Below are 14,633 nucleotides of genomic sequence, written 5' to 3'. Positions count from 1 at the left end.
GTGTCGCCGATCTTGTACGCGCCGCCGGTACCGCTGGCGCCGGAAATCGAGATGCGGGCATCGCCGACGCCCGGGGCTTGGTTGTCCACCGTCAGGTTGCTGCTGTCTGCGGTGCTGGTCGTCCCGTTGCCATCGGTCGCGCTGACCGAGACGTTGCGGTTGCCGGCATCGATGGTACCGGCGCTGATGGTGTAACTGGCGCTCCAGTTTCCTGACCCATCATTGCTGGCAGTTACCGCCGGCCCGCCGCCGAATGCCGAGAAGTCCATGGTGACGCCGGTGATGCCGGACTGGTTTTCCCCGCCTGTCGTGTTATTCCACCGCGCCGTCACCGTATCACCGACCTTGTAGGCGCCACCCGTGCCGCTACCGCTGGTGCTTACCGAGATATTGGTATCAGTCACCGTCGGGCCTGCAGGGCCAGTGTTGAAGATGATATTGTCAATACCGAGAGAAGACTCCGTATCAGAGGAAATATGGGCGAGACGGTTGACGGTAAAAGAGGAGACCTCCGTCCAATTCAGCGTTACCGTCTGATGGCCGTCATAGACACTATCAGTAAAGGTATAGGTGACGGCAGAATTGCTGCCACCGCTGGGAGTCAAAACGACTTTCACTTCTAATGTGACATTCCCTGTTATAAGCGTATTGAGTGTGAGCAAGTCCACCGTTACCAAATTGACCGCGGAATCGAATGTAACGGTCATGGGCTCATCATCCCCGTAGGAGCCCCCCGTATACGTATCCATGCCATTACGCTTGTACACAAGGTTACCCAGCCCCCCCAGATCGATACTCAACATCTCTTCTATATCTGCGCGGTTGACGCCGTCAGCGCTGGTGCTTGAGACAGTGATGGCGACGTCCGACACCGTGGTAGTCACTGACGAATAGTCCCCGGCAACGGTGGATGTCGTGAAGTCGGCGGTAGGCAGTTCATGATTCCAGGCATCGGCGCCCTCTGCCGTTATCGCGCTGGCGGTTTCGATTGCACCGGTAAACCTTTCCAGAACCCAGTCGCCCCCCAGGCGGGCAGCCCCGGTATTGTCATCCGAAGCAGCAACATCGACCCCAGTCAGCGCAGCCAGATCAGCCATGAAGCTGTCTCCCTGCCCGCTCGCCGCCACAGCGCAGCCGTAAAGCAGAAAATCGCCTTCGGCACTCAGCGCCGCGCCAATCCGGGCCAGCGTGTGGCCATGCTGGTTCAGGTTGGCGCTGTTTAACGTCAAGCTCCCCAGATTGATGGCGCCATTGCTGCCGTGGCCGAACAAGTGAATGGCGTCGACACTGCCCGGCGCTTTTCGCGCCAGATAGTCGGCCATTTGCGCCAGGCCGTCACCCCGACTATCAATACGCACTACCTCGACCCCAGCCCGCACCCCTTGAGCCAAAGTTTGCCACTCGGTGACATTGTCAAGGATGAATGCGACTTCGTTACGTCCTTCGTCCGATACGGCGTTTCCGGCAAGGGAATCGAGAGCGATTGGGGGCAAGGAGGTAGTCATAGCAGTTGGCTTTCAGTCTGGGCCAGGCATCAAACGATGAAGGCTGATGGAGAGGAACGCTCAGGGAACGATGGCAAAACCTTGAGTGACGTTGAATATCGAAAAAAAACGCAAGACAGAATCAAGGGGCTAGAAATTCATGCATTTACAACCCGATGGCATTGATTTCAATGCCGCGTGCAATCATTTGTGTACGGGTACTGGCCCCCAGCTTTTCGCGCACATTGCTCAGGTGAAAACGGACTGTCCGGATGTTCATACCCAGTCGTTCGGCAATTTCCCCATCGTTGATCCCAAGCGCGGCCAGATTCAGGCACTGCGCTTCACGGGGGGTCAGTTCCTTGTTGCGTGGCGCTGGATGCAGTTCCAGCAAACGCAAGACGGCTTCGTGCATATAACTCGCCAGCAGGTGCCCGTAGGGCATGGAGCGCACGGAATCAGAGAAGCATTCGTCGGCATCACCTGCCTTGGCATAGCCGAAACCGGCAATGTCCTTGTGTTGAGTCACGATAGGACAGGTCACGCCGGCTGAAATGCCGAAACGACGAGCCTCGGCGTACATTTTTGCCGCCTTCGGGGAGCGGAAGGTTTCGTTGCACCACGGTAACGGGTAATGGTGCTGTCGGATGTGACTCGCGGCCGGATCGATCAGGTAGTACCGATTTGCGGTGTAAATCTCGATCCACTCTGCCGGATAGGTCGCCAGAGAAAATATTCGTTGCCCATCCGGTTGACTTCGATCCTGCAGACTGAGCAGGTACATGTAATGCTGGAAACCAAGCATTTCCACTGCCTGCTGCACGAGATCGCGCAGCGCATCGGTACTGGGTGCGTTAAGCACCTTCAGAAAGTGCTCGTGAAAATGGATATCCATACAGGCCCGACAGAGTGACGACAAGGTTGCATTGTCATGACAAAACCCTGCTGCAAGATACTGTCACAGGTGACAGGTTTATCCAGCAAGGCGTTAATCAAGAAACTTTGCCTGATTGTCCGGGCACAGGAAGCAAGATGTAACTGTCAGGTGTGACAGCCTAGTGCGGGATTTTGTCTCACCAGTACTAAAATCGATTCGGGATCATTCAGCGCGTTGGCAGCCCCCCGGCAGACTGCTGGAACAAGACGACTTCCTGAGCTACGTTCAGACTGACCTGCCAGTCATTGATGCTGCCGAAGAACACCGCGAGGTCGGTCCCCGCCCCGCCATCGAGGATATAGCTCACGCTGCCTGCCACCAGCGCCTCATCTGGGTGCCGTCCCAGACGGACTAGCTAAACCTCCAGCGCCTGCGAGTGTCTGTCCCGCAGCCCATCACTTGCTCGGCAGCAAACGCTCATACTCGTCCCGCACTACTGCATAACACTCGCACACGCGTTTTTCGAGCCTGGCGCGATCAAGTACGGTAATGCGGCCACGGCCACGTGTTATCAAATGATCTTTTTCGAACAGGCCCAAAATCTGGGTCACGCTCTCGCGACGAACGCCCAGCAACCGGCCAATCGCCTCCTGCGTGACCACCAACTGATCGCCCTGACTCCGGTCCAGCGTCATCAACAGCCAACGGCACATTCTTTGATCCAGCGAATGGTGCTGATTGCATACGGCAGTTTGCGATGTCTGGGCAATCAGCGCCTGCGTGAACAGTAGCGCTACGTGTTGTAATTTGCCGCCGAGCGCGAACTCGTGCTTCATGACCTTCCTGCTGAGTCGATAAGCCTGGCCGATGCTTTGCACTTCCGTACTGCTCGGCATGCTCTCGCCGCCCATGAAAATGGAGATGCCGACCAGACCTTCTTTGCCAACCAACGCCGTTTCGCTTGAGGAACCATCTTCCAGTGAGTAGATGAGCGAGACAATGCCAGAGGTCGGGAAATGCAGATAATTCACATGGTCACCAGACTCGGACATTGTCCAGTTGAGCGGCATTTCAACCAGTTCAAGATCGGGCAGCAGGCGTTCGTAATCCCTGACAGGAAGCGACGCCAACATGTGATTCAGCTTTGGATCGGGCGGCGGACCGCTCGGCATTTTTTTCTTTTTCATCTTTGCTCTATCCAGCCTCTAGTTTTGAAAAGCCTGCGGTGCTTGCTTCCAGGCGTCCAGAAAGCCGCCCGATGTGGGGTTTTGGCTGCATCAAAACCCCGTGTTAATCCCGTGCATCCTGGAAGCCACCCGATGCGAGGTTCTCAAAACGTGTGTATTCGCCGAGGAAGGCCAAGCGCACAGTGCCGGTCGGACCGTTACGCTGCTTACCGATGATCACCTCGGCAAGCCCCTTGTCTTCGGTATCCGGCTTGTAATATTCCTCGCGGTACATCATCAGGATCACGTCGGCATCCTGCTCGATAGCGCCGGATTCGCGCAAGTCGGACATCATCGGACGTTTGTCGGTGCGCTCTTCGACCTTACGCGACAGCTGCGAGAGCGCGACGATGGGCACCTGCAACTCCTTGGCCAGCGACTTGATCGAACGGGAAATTTCCGAGACTTCGGTGGCCCGGTTTTCGCCCTGCCGGTTACCGCTCATCAACTGAATGTAGTCGATCACCAGGAGGCCAAGCTTGCCACCGTACTGACGCGCCAAGCGGCGGGCGCGCGCACGCAGATTGGCCGGACTCAAGCCGCCGGTTTCATCGATATAAATTGGCGCCTCATGCAATTTACCCAGAGCGAACGACAGTTTCGACCATTCGTCATCGTTCATCCGCCCGGTGCGCAGGCTTTGCGAATTCAGGCGGCCAATCGAGGCCAGCATCCGCATGGCCAGTTGGGCGCCGCCCATTTCCATGGAGAAGACGCCCACCGGCAAACCGGTATCGACGGCCACATTTTCGGCAATATTCAGCGCAAAGGCCGTCTTTCCCATCGACGGGCGACCGGCCACAATGATCAAATCGCCGGGCTGAAAACCGGAAGTTTTCTGGTCCAGATCCGTAAAACCGGTCGGCACCCCGGTGATATCCGACGGATTATCCCGGTCGTGCAATTCCTGAATGCGTTCAACTACCTGGGTGAGCAGCGGGTTGATATGGACGAACCCCTCGGTGTGCCCTGCCCCCGCTTCGGCAATCTTGAAGATTTTCGACTCGGCTTCGTCGAGCAGCGACGCCGCATCGCGGCCCAGCGGATTCAACGCATCGGAGGCGATTTCATCGGCCGTCGCGACCAGTTGGCGCAAGACTGCGCGCTCGCGGACAATTTCCGCATAACGCCGGATATTGGCAGCCGATGGCGTATTCGCCGCCAGTTCGCCCAGATAGGCCAAGCCCCCCGTCTGGTCGCCCTCGCCTGCGGCATCAAGCGCTTCAGCCACCGTCACCGCATCAGCCGGCTTGGCCTTCTCCAGCAAGTTGCGAATCTGGCGGAAGATGCGGCGATGTTCGTCACGATAAAAATCGGTATCGGTAACCAGATCCCCCATCCGGTCCCAGGCCTGATTGTCGAGCAACAGACCACCAAGGACGGATTGCTCGGCCTCGATCGAGTGCGGCGGTACACGCAGCATGTCGAGCGAGGAGTCAGTCGCTCTGGGCTTGTTCGGACGCTGATTCATGGTGGTGTTCAATCGACATGGGGGATGCGCATTATAGCGGCTGAGCGACCTCCAACCGGTTGAGCCTTGACCGGACAAAGACTAATATCCTCAATCAATACTTCGCCCGGACGCCCCGTTAATCCGTACAGCGTCCCCCCGTCTCAATCCCGCCCAACCGGTGCCGCCATGTCCTTACTCGCTTTTCGCCAGCTCGCCATTTATTCGCTTTTTGCCCTGTTGACCGCAACATTGAGCGGCTGCGGCTACAACCAGATCCAGATCAACGATGAAGGGGTCAATGCAGCCTGGTCTGAGGTGCTCAACCAGTACAAACGCCGCGCCGATCTGGTGCCGAATCTGGTGGCGACCGTTCAGGGTTACGCGGCGCATGAAAAAGACGTGCTGACCCAGGTCACCGCAGCCCGCGCCAGCGTCGGCGGGATCAAGGCGACGCCGGAACTGATCAACGATCCGCAGGCTTTCGCCCAGTTCCAGCAAGCTCAGGCTGGCATGAGCAGTGCATTGGCCCGGCTCTTGGTGGTTGCCGAAAACTATCCGCAACTGAAGGCCGATGCCAATTTCCGCGATTTGCAGGCGCAGCTGGAAGGCACCGAAAACCGTATCACCGTGGCGCGCAATCGTTATATCGAAGCGGTTCGCACCTACAACGTATCGGTCCGCACCTTCCCCAACAACCTGACCGCGATGGTGTTCGGCATGCAGCCCAAGGCCAATTTCGCCGTCGAGGATGAAAAAGCCATTGCGACGCCGCCCAGCGTCAGTTTTGGTAGTAAATAAGCCCATCATGACGCACTGGCAGGACACCATCCGGCAAGGCCTTTTCCGCGGGCTTTGCCTTGCCTTTTGTCTGGCAATCCTGCCATTCGCCAGCTTGGCGGCCACGGCCACGCCCATGCCGCTGCCCGAACTCAGCGCCCGCGTCACCGATCTGACAGGAACGCTGAGCGCTGAAGAAAAGTCGGCGCTGACCGCAAGTCTCGCCGGACTCGAACAGGAAAAAGGCGCCCAGATCGCCATCCTGCTGCTGCCGACGACGCAGCCGGAAAGCATCGAACAATTCGGCATTCGTCTGGCGGAGACCTGGAAAATCGGCCGCAAGGGCGTAGACGATGGCGTCATCGTCATTGTCGCCAAGGACGACCGGCGCATGCGGATTGAAGTCGGTTACGGACTCGAAGGGGCGATTCCCGATGCGGTGGCCAAACGCATCATCGAGGAACACATGGTGCCGCATTTCCGCGACGGGGATTTTGCCGGCGGATTGCGGTCGACCGTAGAAATACTGGCAAAAGTCATCGGCGGCGAAGCCCTGCCGCCCCCGGTCACGCGCCAGCCAAACAGCGAGGCAAGTTTCGATACCGACAGCCTTTTGTTCATTGCGATTTTCGTCGCCAGCATCGCCCGCGCCCTGTTCGGCATCGCGGGTTCACTGGCGGTTTCCCTGCTGGCCGGCTGGCTGGCCTGGATGAGTTTCGGCTCACTGATCGCCGCGCTGATTGCCGCCGTATTGACCTTCGGCGCCTCCTTCCTGCGTAGCGGCAGCGGTGGCGGCTGGCATTCCGGCGGCGGGCGAAGTGGCGGAAGCAGCGGAGGCGGTGGATTTTCCGGCGGGGGCGGCAGTTTTGGTGGCGGCGGCGCCTCGGGGAGATGGTGATGCGCCTGTGGCGTAAATTGAAACATCTGACGGCCGCCGGCTGGCTGGTCCGCCGCGCCTTCCGCAAGGACGATCTGGAGGCTATCGCAAAGGCGGTCAGCCAATCGGAACAGGCGCATCGCGGCGAAATCTGCGTCGTCATCGAAGGCCCCTTGCCGTTCTCGGTCTTGTGGCACGACACCGACTGCCGCAGCCGGGCGGCAGAACTGTTCAAGCGCTACCAAGTTGACCAGACGCGGGAAGCCAGTGGCATCCTGATTTACGTGCAACTGCTCGACCGGCAGGTCGAAATCCTCGCCGATACCGGCATTGCCGCGCGAGTTGCGCCCGCCGAATGGGCCGCGATCTGCCACGACATCGAAGCAGCTTTTGCTGCCGGCGCCTGGCGAAAAGGTCTGCTCGACGCGGTCGACCGCATGACTGCGCTCCTGAGCATGCATTTCCCGGCCACCACCGACAATCCGGACGAACTGGACAACCGGCCGAAGTTGCTGTGAAACCCGGCATGGATCAAAGATTGTTCGCCGGGACACGGCAACAATCAGCAGCCTGACCCTCATCAAGGAGAGCCCCTTGCGCTGCCTGTTCCTGCTGCTTGCCGCCTGGCTGAGTGCCGCACCGCTGCACGCCGAACCGCTCAGTTTTGACCAGCCGATTCACAACGCCGCCCGCCTCGGCAGTGGCGACGACGTGCGACAGGCGCTGGCGGCCAACCCGGCAGCACGCGATTCGCGCACGTCGCTGGGTTCCCTGCCCATCCATCTGGCGGCCATGAATCCTGACCTGAGCGCCCTGCGCGCGCTGATCGCCGCCGGCGCCAACGTCAATGCCCGCGACGGCGAAGGCGCCACGCCGCTGCATATGGCCGCCTACGCCAGCCGGGCAACGCACGCCCGCGTTTTGCTGGAAGCCGGCGCCGACGCGCAAGCCACCACCGATAACGGCCGCGACCCGACCTCGATGGCACGCAAGGTCAAGGCCGATGAAGCCGCCGGCATCATTTCGCTATGGATACTCAAGGGCTGCAAGGCAGGCAAACCATGCTGAAACGCCTGGCCTGCACCCTGCTGCTGGCGGCTGCCAGCCAAGCCCATGCGCTGGAAACGCCGCCGGCCCTCCCTCCGATTGCAGTTTTCATGCCCACGGTCTGCTTGGCCTGCATCGACTGGGCCGAACATTTGCGCCAGCACGGCTTCACCGTCAAGGTCACGCAAACCGATGACATGGACGCGGTAAAGCGCCGGCTGAAAGTCCCGAAGGATCTGGAAGCCGTCCCCAGTGCCAGCATCGCCGGCTACTTCATCGAAGGCCATGTGCACGCCGACCAGATCAAGGAATTGCTGCAGGAAAAACCCAAGGCACGCGGTCTCGCCGTGCCTGGCCTGCCACTCGGCGCCCCCGGCCGCGAATATTCCAGCCCGATCTGCCAGACTGCCTGCACGGTCCTCGACACCGAAACCGCCGCCCCGCGTGTCCGCCGCGAATTCTACGAAACCCTGCTGGTACTGCCCGACGGCCAGACCTCAACCTGGGCACGCCACTGAGTCGCCCCAGCCGGCCTACAAAAACTCGCGGTAACGCGCAGCCGCCCAGGCAACATCCTCCCCAGCCGGTGCCGGCACACGCGACTGCCTGACGTCCTGCAACAGGAAACCATCGCCGCGCAGGCGATACGCCGTCTCGATCCGCGTGCCTTCATCCGGATCGATGCCGGACAACAGATGACAAACGCTGTCCGGCAAATGGACAGCGCTGTCCCGACCAGCCGCCTGCGCGGCAATCCGGGCGGCAACGCTGGCCCCCATCCGGCTGGCCAGGTGACCGGTCTTCGGGTAATGACCGAACAGCGGGGAAACGACGCCAGCCGCGTCGCCGATGATGAAAATGCGTTCGTCGACCAAGCTGGGCTGCTCGAGTGTGCCCGCCGCCATCCCTGCCATCCCTTGCCTCGCCCAACCATCGGTATGCAGCAAACCGGCCTGCCGGAGCAGCCCGGCGGCCTGCTGCGGTGGGCTAAGCAAGGCCATGTCGAAACGGATGTCGTCGACATCAGTCGTCACGCTACGCCGCTCGAGATCGACCGAGCGCACGTGCGCATGGTCGAGATAGCTCACCCGATCGCGAAAACGTTCGAGCAGGATGCGGCGAAACACCGGCATCAAAGGATTGGGATCGACGATGATCAAGCGGCCGGGAATACGGCGTTTTTCCAGCCAACCGGCAATCAGCATGGCGCGCTCATACGGTGCCGGCGGGCAGCGGTAAGGCAACGGCGGAATGGTCATCAGCAGATCGCCGCCGGTAAAATCGTGCAGCCGCGCCTTCAGGTCGGGCAGTTCGCTGGCATGCAGCATGGCGCCGGAAAAACGGCTTTTCAGCCGGTTGACCGCAGCAGGATCGTCCATCTGCCAGGCGGAGAAATCTTCGCGGATACCGGGCGACAGCACCAGCCAATCGTAAGGCAAGGCGCCTGCCATCGTCAGCACACGCTGCCCAGCCCGGTCGATTTCCGTCACCTCGGCCTGTACAAAGCGATAAGCCCGGGTCGCGGCAATTGCTGCATAATCGCGCCGCATCGGCGCCGCTGCCGCACCGTGATCAACCAGCCAGCGATTGCTCAAGGCAAAGGAATGAAACGCCGGCTGCCGGTCGACCAAGGTCACGGCAAGTTCGGGCGCATCCCGGCGCAAGGCCGCTGCAGCAGCCAACCCGCCCCAGCCGCCGCCAACCACGACAACCTGGCGCGGTGCAGCATGCAGCGGGCGACACAAGGGCAACAGGCCGGCTGCAAACAGCAGACGACGACGAGCGGGATGCTGCAACATGACGATTCCGGAGGGCGATTAAAGACAAGCGCAGCATAATCCTGCGGTCAACGTCGAAATACCGGAAAAATCAAAATTACTGGTAGCGCAACGCCTCAATCGGATCAAGCCGGGCGGCCTTCTGCGCCGGATACCAGCCGAAGAAAATGCCGACGCTGGCCGCCACGGCAAACGCCAGCAGCGCCGCCGTGCCGGAAATCACCACCACCATGCCGGTGAAGAAGTTGATGCCCAGCGCAATGGCCAGCCCGAGCAGCAGACCAAGCAGGCAACCGGCAAAGGAAATCATCACCGCTTCGAGCAGGAACTGGCTGAGGATATCCTTCTGGCGCGCGCCAATGGCCATCCGGATGCCGATCTCGCGGGTCCGTTCGGTGACCGACACCAGCATGATGTTCATGATGCCGATGCCGCCAACCAGCAGCGAAATCGATGCGATAGCGCCGAGCAGGATGGACATCGTGCGCGTCGTCGCCGCCTCCGATTCGGCAGCGGCCGACAGGTTGCGCATGAAGAAATCGTCCGGCATGCCGTCGCGCAAGCGGTGACGCTGGCGCAGCAAGGCCGTCGTGGCCTCCATGACACGCGGCATGGCCTCGGCCGAATCGGCCTGCACCATGATCATGCGCACGGCGCCAAGGAAGGGCGTGCCGAACACCTTGCGTTGCGCGGTCGACAACGGAATGATCACCGTATCGTCCTGATCGCGCCCATCCAGATTCTGTCCCTTGCCACCAAGCACGCCGATGACGATGAACGGATTCTGCTGGATGCGCAGCGTCTTGCCGACCGGATCGTCGTCGGCGAACAGGTTTTCCGCCACCGTCTTGCCGATCAATGCCACCCGCGTCGCCGAACGCACGTCGGAATCGCCGAAGGCGGCGCCGTTGGTGATGTTCCAGGCACGCGCATCGAGATATTCCGGGGTCGTGCCGATGACCTGCGTACTCCAGTTCTGCGCGCCATAAACCAGTTGCCGCGATCCCTGGTGCGTCGGCGCCACGTTAGCCACGCCATCGAGTTCGGCAATCGCCGCCGCATCGTCGACGGTCAGCGTCGGGCCGCCCGCCGCGCCACTGCGCACGCCAGCCGTCGTGAAAGAGCCGGCGAGCACGATGAACAGGTTCGAGCCCATCGTGCTGATCGTCTGCTGCACCGCGTACTGCGCGCCCTGCCCGATGGCCAGCATGATGACCACGGCACCGACGCCGATCACCATGCCAAGCATGGTCAAGCCGGTGCGCAGGCGGTTGGCGCCCATGGCCAGCCAAGCTTCGCCGAGCATCGGACGAATCATGGCGCTCATGGCAGCACCGCGGTCAGATGATCGCTGACGATTTCGCCATCGAGAAAGCGCACCTGACGCTTGGCATGCGCCGCGATATCCGGCTCGTGCGTGACCAGCACGATGGTGATGCCGTCCGCGTTGAGTTCGCCGAACAGGCGCATGATTTCCTCGCTGGTATGACTATCGAGATTGCCGGTCGGCTCATCGGCCAAGATCAGCCTTGGTGCGTTGACCAGTGCCCGGGCAATCGCCACGCGCTGCTGCTGACCGCCGGAAATCCGGTTGGGCAGGGATTCGGCATACTTGCCCAGTCCGACCCGGTCAAGCAACTGGCGCGCCCTCGCCCGCCGCGTTGCCTTGTCCATGCCGGCATAAACCAGCGGCAAGGCGACGTTGTCCTGCAAACTCATGCGCGGCAGCAGGTTGAAGCCCTGAAAAACGAAACCCAGCGTACGGTTGCGCAAAACGGCCAGCGCGTCCTTGTCCATCTGCGCGACGTTGCGCCCGGAGAGAAAATAATCGCCGACCGTCGGTGTATCGAGACAACCGAGCAGGTTCATGAAAGTGGACTTGCCGGAACCGGACGGCCCCATGATCGCCAGGTATTCGCCCGGCGCAATGCTCAGATCGACCCCGCGCAAGGCTGGAAACAGGCCGGCGGCGGTGGCGTAGGATTTGCCCAGGCCGACGACCCGGATGACCGGCTCGTTATTTGCCGCATTCATCGCCACAGTCATCAGAACATCCGCATGCCGACCGAGGACGGTGGCTTGCTGCCATTGCTGTTCTCGCCGACCACGATGCGCGCGCCTTCAGCCAACTCGCCGCCCAGCACTTCGGTATTGCGGTTGTCGGTAATGCCGAGCTGAACGCTGACCGGCTGCAATTCCTGGCCATTGAGCACGTAGACCGTAGCATTCTGCCCATCGCGCTTCTTGCCCTTGCCGGCACCGGCCACTGGCGGACCGCTGCCATCAGACCCAGCACCGGCACCGGGCGTCATTCCTGCGGTCGACGGCGCTTTGGGGACATTTTCCGCCTTTTTCCCGGCAGCCTCGGCCGGTTTGAAACGCAAGGCGGCATTCGGCACCAACAGCACATTGTCGCGTTGCTGGACACCGATGCTGACGTAGGCCGTCATGCCCGGCAGCAGGATATGGTCCGGGTTGGCCACGGTGATCCGTACGTTGTAGGTCACCACATTCTGTTGCGTCGTCGGATTCAGCCGTATCTGCTGCACCACGCCTTCGAAATTGCGGTTCGGGAAGGCGTCGACCGTAAATTTCACCTTCTGCCCCTCGCGGATGCTGCCGATATCGGCTTCGGCAAAACTCGTGTCGATCCGCATTTCGGCCAGATCCTGTGCAATCTTGATCAGTGTCGGCGTCTGGAAACTGGCGGCTACCGTCTGGCCCAGGTCAACCACGCGGTCGATCACCACGCCGTCGACCGGCGAACGGATGATCGTGAAACCGAGATTCGCCTGATCGCGGGCGTTCTGCGCCTGCACCTGCGCCACCTGGGCGCGTGCCGATTTGAGGACCTGGCTGGCCTGATCGTATTCCTGCTTCGACACATATTCCTGCGCCAGCAAGGCCTTCATCCGCATCTCATTGGCTACGGCCAATTCAAGTCCCGCCTGCGCATTGATCACGCCGGCGGCACTTTGCCGTTCGGTCGCCGAAACCAGCGCATCATCGAGTTCAAGCAGCGGCTGGCCCTTTTTCACCTTGTCGTTGAAATCGACGTAGAGTTTTTTCACCGTGCCGGAAACCTGCGTCCCGACGCTGATCAGCACCACCGGGTTGAGCGTGCCATTGGCCGAAACCGTTTGCGTCACGTTGCCCCGGCTCAGCGTAACGGTCTTGTAACGCTTTTCCGGGTCCTGCTCGCCGCGTACCTTGACATACCAGACGCCGGCGCCAATCAGCCCGGCCACGATCAGCGTGCCGAGCAGCAGCTTGCCTGTTTTTTTCATCGTTGTTCCTCCGCTGCCTGAAGCAGCGAGTAATCAAGCGCCCCCATGGACTGAGCCAGGGTAGCGCGATAAATGTTCCAGTCGAGTTCGGCCTGAATGCGCTGCACGCGGGCATTGGCCAGGGCGCTTTGCGCGCTCAGCAGGTCAAGCACATTGCCGACACCGGCCTTGTAACGCCCCAGCGCCACCCGTGCCGACTGCTCGGCGCTGGCCAGTAGATCGCGGGTCGTCTGCAGGGTTTGCGTTGCCGTGGTCAGGCTTTGATACGCCCGCCACACGTCGAGCGTGATCTGGTTGCGCAAACGGTCGCGCTGTGCCACACGATTATCGCGTTGTGCCTCGGCCGAACGAACCCGGTAAGTGTTTTCAAAACCGCTGAAAATCGGCACGTTGAGCACCACACCAATGCTGCTGCCGTTGCTGCTGACCCCATCGGTGCGCTGCCAACTGGGGCCAGCAGCCAGCGCAAGGCTGGGCCGACCCTGGGCGCGGGCCACGGCAATCGATGCCTCGGCCGCCTGCAACTGCGCCTCGGCGGCCTTCAGATCGGGGCGCCGCACTTGTGCTGCTGCAATCATCGCATCGAGATTTTGCTGAAAATCCTGCGGCAAACGCTGTTCGGCTGGCAAGGCGGCAAGCTGCAGCGGCGTCTGGGCCGGGAAACCCAGCGCATTGGCCAGCGCGCCCAAGGCATTGCGTGCATCGCCTTCGGCCCGCTGCCGATTCAACCGGGCCTGCGAGGCAGCGGTCTGCGCCTGCAAACGATCGGCCGGCGTCGCGATGCCAACCTGATAGCGCAATTCAGCCGCCGAAAGACTTTCCTGCGCCGAACGCTCGGCCTCGCTGGCCGCCAGCACGGCAGCCTGCGTGGCCTGGGCGTTGTAATAGGTCTGCAAGGCAGCGAGGAACAGCGATTGCACCGTCGCATCGCGCGTTGCCAGCGCGGCATCGAGCAATTGTTGGGCATTATCGACGCTGGCCGCCCGCTGCCCGGCGTCGAACAACAGCCATGACAGACTCAAGGCTGCCGTCCGCTGCGTCACATCGGCCGTGTCATTGAAATTGCGCATCACCGCCACCCGGCCATCAATTCCCGGCAGGTAGCCAGCCCGCGCCACACCGAGCAAAGCGGCCTGCACCCGAGCCGTCGCCCAGACTTCGCGCGTCTGCGGGTGATTGCACAGAGCCAGATCGACCGCATCCTGCGGCGTCAGCGCCGTCTGCGGCAAGGCCGTGGCGCAAGGCTGCCCGGTTTCCTTGCCCACCAGGCTGGACGCCGACATCGGCGGCAACAGGGATTCCGTGCGCCAGGGATCGGCCGCCCACGCATTCGGGACCATGCCGATTGCGGTCAACGCCAGAAATAGAGGAAAAATTCGGATATAAGCTTGCATGGCCGTCAGTTTAGCCGCGAGTAGATAGGCAAAGCTGTTACAAATTGTGGCAACTAGCAATCAAACAAACATCCGCCGAAAATCATCCCTCAGGGCAGTGAGTCGCCCCGAGAATTGCGGAGTCTTCGCCGGGGAGTAGTACCAGCATCCTTGAACGGAAGATTGCGCTGCCTGGTTAGGCGAGTGGCTGTGATGACCCGGGTCGATGCCTTGTAGCTCTCAACCCAGCGAATTGCTGCCGCATAGCTTGCTGCCTGATAGCTGAGCCTGAAAAACAAGGTGTGTTCGCTGGTCGTTTACGGAATTCAAGAGCGGGTAATTTTGTTCCGAGTAGACGTAAAAACCCCCCGTAGCGGTATGCTGCGGGGGGTTTTTGGTGTGGGAGCCTGGCGGTGACCTACTTTCGCGAGCGGAAGCTCACTATCATTGGCGC

At 60.9% G+C, this 14,633-nt stretch carries 15 protein-coding genes; 5 read left to right on the top strand and 10 right to left on the bottom strand.

What is annotated here, in order from left to right; genetic code table 11:
• The 5 genes from RCI20_RS10845 to dnaB form a co-directional block, all read right to left on the bottom strand.
• A partial coding sequence (locus tag RCI20_RS10845; protein WP_306605358.1) for a DUF4347 domain-containing protein occupies positions 1 to 1,493 on the bottom strand: 1,493 nt, incomplete at its 3' end.
• 157 nt (positions 1,494 to 1,650) lie between these two features.
• Positions 1,651 to 2,379: a LuxR family transcriptional regulator gene (locus RCI20_RS10840; RefSeq protein ID WP_306605356.1), complete on the bottom strand. Its 729-nt coding sequence runs from the start codon at positions 2,377 to 2,379 to the stop codon at positions 1,651 to 1,653.
• Between the two features lie 208 nt (positions 2,380 to 2,587).
• Positions 2,588 to 2,728, bottom strand: a complete 141-nt coding sequence (locus RCI20_RS10835) for a hypothetical protein (RefSeq protein WP_306605355.1) — start codon at positions 2,726 to 2,728, stop codon at positions 2,588 to 2,590.
• Between the two features lie 88 nt (positions 2,729 to 2,816).
• On the bottom strand, positions 2,817 to 3,548 hold the full coding sequence (locus RCI20_RS10830) for a Crp/Fnr family transcriptional regulator (protein ID WP_306605353.1): 732 nt from the start codon (positions 3,546 to 3,548) through the stop codon (positions 2,817 to 2,819).
• A gap of 103 nt (positions 3,549 to 3,651) precedes the next feature.
• Positions 3,652 to 5,058, bottom strand: a complete 1,407-nt coding sequence (dnaB, locus tag RCI20_RS10825; protein ID WP_306605351.1) for a replicative DNA helicase — start codon at positions 5,056 to 5,058, stop codon at positions 3,652 to 3,654.
• A 168-nt stretch (positions 5,059 to 5,226) separates the two neighbouring features.
• Between dnaB and RCI20_RS10820 the strand changes: the two genes are divergently transcribed.
• From RCI20_RS10820 to RCI20_RS10800, 5 genes are all read left to right on the top strand, one after another.
• Positions 5,227 to 5,838, top strand: coding sequence for a LemA family protein (locus RCI20_RS10820; RefSeq protein WP_306605349.1), 612 nt, complete (start codon positions 5,227 to 5,229; stop codon positions 5,836 to 5,838).
• Between the two features lie 7 nt (positions 5,839 to 5,845).
• Positions 5,846 to 6,715, top strand: a complete 870-nt coding sequence (locus RCI20_RS10815) for a YgcG family protein (RefSeq protein ID WP_306605347.1) — start codon at positions 5,846 to 5,848, stop codon at positions 6,713 to 6,715.
• The gene (locus RCI20_RS10810; protein WP_306605345.1) at positions 6,715 to 7,212 is read left to right on the top strand and encodes a TPM domain-containing protein; all 498 of its coding nucleotides are present in this window, start codon (positions 6,715 to 6,717) and stop codon (positions 7,210 to 7,212) included. The genes RCI20_RS10815 and RCI20_RS10810 overlap by 1 nt, the downstream gene beginning before the upstream one ends.
• Positions 7,213 to 7,288: 76 nt before the next feature.
• Positions 7,289 to 7,762, top strand: coding sequence for an ankyrin repeat domain-containing protein (locus tag RCI20_RS10805; RefSeq protein WP_306605343.1), 474 nt, complete (start codon positions 7,289 to 7,291; stop codon positions 7,760 to 7,762).
• Complete coding sequence (locus tag RCI20_RS10800) at positions 7,756 to 8,259, top strand: DUF411 domain-containing protein (protein WP_306605341.1); 504 nt, start codon at positions 7,756 to 7,758, stop codon at positions 8,257 to 8,259. The genes RCI20_RS10805 and RCI20_RS10800 overlap by 7 nt, the downstream gene beginning before the upstream one ends.
• Before the next feature lie 15 nt (positions 8,260 to 8,274).
• Here the strand turns inward: RCI20_RS10800 and RCI20_RS10795 are convergent, their stop codons facing one another.
• From RCI20_RS10795 to RCI20_RS10775, 5 genes are all read right to left on the bottom strand, one after another.
• Positions 8,275 to 9,540 carry an FAD/NAD(P)-binding oxidoreductase gene (locus RCI20_RS10795; RefSeq protein ID WP_306605339.1) on the bottom strand — a complete coding sequence of 422 codons (1,266 nt, stop codon included), beginning with the start codon at positions 9,538 to 9,540 and terminating at the stop codon, positions 8,275 to 8,277.
• A 76-nt stretch (positions 9,541 to 9,616) separates the two neighbouring features.
• Positions 9,617 to 10,846 carry an ABC transporter permease gene (locus RCI20_RS10790; RefSeq protein WP_306605337.1) on the bottom strand — a complete coding sequence of 410 codons (1,230 nt, stop codon included), beginning with the start codon at positions 10,844 to 10,846 and terminating at the stop codon, positions 9,617 to 9,619.
• Entirely contained in the window at positions 10,843 to 11,565 is a 723-nt protein-coding gene (locus tag RCI20_RS10785) for an ABC transporter ATP-binding protein (protein WP_306605335.1), read from the bottom strand. The genes RCI20_RS10790 and RCI20_RS10785 overlap by 4 nt, the downstream gene beginning before the upstream one ends.
• Entirely contained in the window at positions 11,565 to 12,806 is a 1,242-nt protein-coding gene (locus tag RCI20_RS10780; RefSeq protein ID WP_306605333.1) for an efflux RND transporter periplasmic adaptor subunit, read from the bottom strand. The genes RCI20_RS10785 and RCI20_RS10780 overlap by 1 nt, the downstream gene beginning before the upstream one ends.
• Entirely contained in the window at positions 12,803 to 14,200 is a 1,398-nt protein-coding gene (locus tag RCI20_RS10775) for a TolC family protein (protein ID WP_306605331.1), read from the bottom strand. Before RCI20_RS10775 ends, RCI20_RS10780 begins: the two co-directional genes overlap by 4 nt.
• Positions 14,201 to 14,633 lie beyond the last annotated feature (433 nt).

This window comes from Azonexus sp., from assembly GCF_030824335.1.
Taxonomy (GTDB): Bacteria; Pseudomonadota; Gammaproteobacteria; order Burkholderiales; family Rhodocyclaceae; genus Azonexus.
The sequence above is the reverse complement of the archived record's forward strand: the minus strand, read 5'-3'. Positions and strand labels throughout refer to the sequence as shown.

Bases quoted from the DNA above. Each gene is read 5' to 3' on its own strand.
- RCI20_RS10840 (WP_306605356.1), bottom strand. From the start codon at position 2,379: ATGGATATCCATTTTCACGAGCACTTTCTGAAGGTGCTTAACGCACCC.
- RCI20_RS10830 (WP_306605353.1), bottom strand. From the start codon at position 3,548: ATGAAAAAGAAAAAAATGCCGAGCGGTCCGCCGCCCGATCCAAAGCTG.
- dnaB (WP_306605351.1), bottom strand. From the start codon at position 5,058: ATGAATCAGCGTCCGAACAAGCCCAGAGCGACTGACTCCTCGCTCGAC.
- RCI20_RS10820 (WP_306605349.1), top strand. From the start codon at position 5,227: ATGTCCTTACTCGCTTTTCGCCAGCTCGCCATTTATTCGCTTTTTGCC.
- RCI20_RS10815 (WP_306605347.1), top strand. From the start codon at position 5,846: ATGACGCACTGGCAGGACACCATCCGGCAAGGCCTTTTCCGCGGGCTT.
- RCI20_RS10810 (WP_306605345.1), top strand. From the start codon at position 6,715: ATGCGCCTGTGGCGTAAATTGAAACATCTGACGGCCGCCGGCTGGCTG.
- RCI20_RS10800 (WP_306605341.1), top strand. From the start codon at position 7,756: ATGCTGAAACGCCTGGCCTGCACCCTGCTGCTGGCGGCTGCCAGCCAA.
- RCI20_RS10795 (WP_306605339.1), bottom strand. From the start codon at position 9,540: ATGTTGCAGCATCCCGCTCGTCGTCGTCTGCTGTTTGCAGCCGGCCTG.
- RCI20_RS10790 (WP_306605337.1), bottom strand. From the start codon at position 10,846: ATGAGCGCCATGATTCGTCCGATGCTCGGCGAAGCTTGGCTGGCCATG.
- RCI20_RS10785 (WP_306605335.1), bottom strand. From the start codon at position 11,565: ATGACTGTGGCGATGAATGCGGCAAATAACGAGCCGGTCATCCGGGTC.
- RCI20_RS10780 (WP_306605333.1), bottom strand. From the start codon at position 12,806: ATGAAAAAAACAGGCAAGCTGCTGCTCGGCACGCTGATCGTGGCCGGG.
- RCI20_RS10775 (WP_306605331.1), bottom strand. From the start codon at position 14,200: ATGCAAGCTTATATCCGAATTTTTCCTCTATTTCTGGCGTTGACCGCA.